This is a genomic window from Micromonospora sp. NPDC049580 (assembly GCF_040675595.1).
In the GTDB taxonomy this organism is placed as follows: Bacteria; Actinomycetota; Actinomycetes; order Mycobacteriales; family Micromonosporaceae; genus Micromonospora.
In genome coordinates this window covers 1-2,692 of sequence record NZ_JBFAPG010000658.1, presented here as the reverse complement: position 1 = coordinate 2,692, position 2,692 = coordinate 1, and the positions used below count along the sequence as shown (strand labels likewise).

At 68.2% G+C, this 2,692-nt stretch carries 5 protein-coding genes and 1 pseudogene; all 6 read left to right on the top strand.

Annotated features, from left to right (window positions below; genetic code table 11):
• Positions 1-85: 85 nt before the first annotated feature.
• Positions 86-511, top strand: coding sequence for a hypothetical protein (locus AB0J68_RS30610; protein ID WP_363942173.1), 426 nt, complete (start codon positions 86-88; stop codon positions 509-511).
• Positions 512-704: 193 nt separating this feature from the next.
• Positions 705-941 (top strand): AtpZ/AtpI family protein, encoded by a 237-nt coding sequence (locus tag AB0J68_RS30605; protein ID WP_266245732.1) that lies wholly within the window; start codon positions 705-707, stop codon positions 939-941.
• A gap of 11 nt (positions 942-952) precedes the next feature.
• Positions 953-1,750 (top strand): F0F1 ATP synthase subunit A, encoded by a 798-nt coding sequence (gene atpB / locus AB0J68_RS30600; RefSeq protein ID WP_007464525.1) that lies wholly within the window; start codon positions 953-955, stop codon positions 1,748-1,750.
• A gap of 63 nt (positions 1,751-1,813) precedes the next feature.
• The gene (locus AB0J68_RS30595) at positions 1,814-2,041 is read left to right on the top strand and encodes an ATP synthase F0 subunit C (protein WP_007464523.1); all 228 of its coding nucleotides are present in this window, start codon (positions 1,814-1,816) and stop codon (positions 2,039-2,041) included.
• Between the two features lie 27 nt (positions 2,042-2,068).
• A complete protein-coding gene (locus AB0J68_RS30590; protein WP_354861498.1) occupies positions 2,069-2,608 on the top strand; it encodes a F0F1 ATP synthase subunit B in 540 nt (179 codons plus the stop codon).
• Positions 2,608-2,692, top strand: a pseudogene (locus AB0J68_RS30585) (F0F1 ATP synthase subunit delta); the annotation flags it as partial. The gene AB0J68_RS30590 and the pseudogene AB0J68_RS30585, both read left to right, overlap by 1 nt.

The following is a 2,692-nucleotide window of genomic DNA, read 5'->3' as shown; positions in this document are numbered from 1 at the left end:
CCGGGCGCACCGGGTGGCGCCGACGCGCTGACCCGGCTCGGCGCCGAGGTGGCCGAGCTGGCCGCGGCCTTCCCGGCGTACCCCCGTGGCTGAGCCCGGGGTGCTCGAGCCCGCCGCCGACCGGCGGTGGCGGTTGCGGCACCTGCCGGTGCTGCTGGGCGCGTCGCTGGCGCTGGCCGTGGTCGCGGCTGTCGTCGGTGCGGTGACCGGCGGCGCGACGGCGGCGTCCGGCGCGGCGGTCGGGGTGGGCGTCACGGTGCTCAGCTACACGCTGACCACGGTGGTGCTGGCCCGGGCCGACCAGGTCAACCCGCAGCTGCTGCTGCCGCTCGGCGTGGGTCTGTACGTGCTGAAGTTCACCCTGTTGGGTGTCGTGCTGGTGGCGGTGGCCGCAACCGGCTGGCCCGGGTTGATTCCTCTTTGCCTCGGCATCGTCGCCGGGGTGGCAGTGTGGACAGCGGTGCACCTCTGGTGGCTGACCAGGGTGTACGCCCGCCGGCCACGGGACTGACCCGGCGATCGGCCGGCCCGCCGTCCCAACCAGCGGACGCGCCGCAATGTGTCGGCCTCCGGTCATTTTCCGACGGGCGGAAGGGGAGTAGCGTGCCCACAGACGACGGCGCCCACGAGATGCCCACACAACGATGGTTGTGCGGGGGGTGAGGCACAGCCTCGTCTTCCCGGCTGATATCGTTCGCCCCGTCATGGCTGATGACCAAACCCCCCGCCCCGCCGGTGAACCGGACGACTATCCGTCCGGCGCCGGTCAGGGTTGGACCGCGCTCAGCTACCTCGTCGGAGGCATGCTCGTGTGGGGTTTCATCGGCTGGCTGGTCGACCAGTGGCTCGACACCGGTGGCGTCGCCACCGGGATCGGCTTCGTGCTCGGCATGGCCGGGGGAGTCATCCTGGTCATCCGCCGACTCGGCACGCCTACTTAGGAAGGGACGCGGTGTTCGGACAGGCGAACGTCCTGGCAGCGGGCCAGGCGGAATTCCCACCCAGTGTGGAGGACTTCTACCTGCCCAGCATCCTGCCCTGGGGTGCACACGACTCGTACTGGGTCACCAAGTTCACCTTGATGATCTGGATCGCGGTCGGTGTGCTGATCATCTTCTTCCTGGCTACCTACCGGAACCCGAAGCTGGTCCCGACCAAGAAGCAGTGGTTCGCCGAGTCGATCTACGGCTTCGTGCGCAACAACATCTCGGTCGACATGATCGGTCACCAGGGTGTGCGGTTCGCTCCGTACTTCACCACGCTGTTCTGCTTCGTGCTGGTGACGAACGCGTTCGCCATCATCCCGTTGTTCCAGATCTCACCGAACTCGCACATCGCCTTCCCGGCGATCCTCGCGGTGATCAGCTACGTGCTGTTCAACTACATCGGCATCCGGCACCACGGCTTCGGCAAATACTTCAAGCACGCCCTGATCCCGCCGGCACCCTGGTACATCCTGCCGCTGCTGATTCCGATCGAGGCGTTCTCGACCTTCATCATCCGGCCGTTCTCGCTGGCCGTCCGTCTCTTCGCGAACATGTTCGCCGGCCACATGCTCCTGCTGGTCTTCACGCTCGGCGGCTTCGCGATGCTCAACGCCAACGCCTGGCTGGCACCGGTCTCGGTGGTCTCCTGGGTGATGACCGTGGCGCTGACCCTGCTCGAGGCACTGGTCATCGTCCTGCAGGCCTACGTCTTCACGGTGCTGAGCGCCAGCTACATCCAGGGCGCGCTCGCCGAAGAGCACTGATCCACGCACCAACCGTTGTCGTCCCGCGTGAGAGTCACGCGTGATAACCAGGAGGAACCACTAATGGACGTTCTCGCCGCGGTAAATGGCAGCACCGCCGCCATCGGCTACGGTCTCGCGGCCATCGGCCCGGGCATCGGCGTCGGCCTGGTCTTCGCCGCCTACATCCAGTCGACCGCCCGGCAGCCGGAGTCGTCCCGGATGACCCTGCCGTACGTCTGGATCGGCTTCGCCGTCATCGAGGCGCTCGCGCTGTTCGGCATCGCCTTCGGCTTCATCTGGGCCAAGTAGTACCCGCCCCTCGACCGGGAGGTCACCATGTTCAACCTTGCCGCTGAGGGTGGTGAGTCCAGCCACAACCCGATCATTCCGATCGGGCAGGAGATCGTGGTCGGCACGATCGCCTTCGCCGTGCTCTGCTTCGTGCTGATGAAGTTCGTCTTCCCGCGGATGGAGCAGACGTTCCAGGCTCGGGTCGACGCGATCGAGGGCGGCATCAAGCGCGCCGAGGCCGCCCAGGCCGAGGCGAACCAGCTGCTCGAGCAGTACCGGGCCCAGCTCGCTGAGGCCCGCACCGACGCCGCGAAGATCCGTGACGACGCGCGGGCCGACGCCGAGGGGATCCGGCAGGACATCCTCGCCAAGGCGCGGGAAGAGTCCGACCGGGTCATCCAGGCGGGCAAGGACGCACTCGCCGCCGAGCGGGCCACCATCGTGCGCGAGCTGCGCGCGGAGGTCGGCACCATCGCGGTGGACCTGGCCAGCAAGATCGTCGGTGAGTCGCTGGCCGACGAGGCGCGACGTAAGGGCACCGTCGACCGGTTCCTGAGCGGCCTCGAGAGCACGGGGGCCCGCTGATGCAGGCCGCCAGCCGGGAGTCGTACAAGGTCGCGGCCGAGCGCCTCGACGCGTACGTCCGCGGCGCGGAGCCGTCGGCGGTGG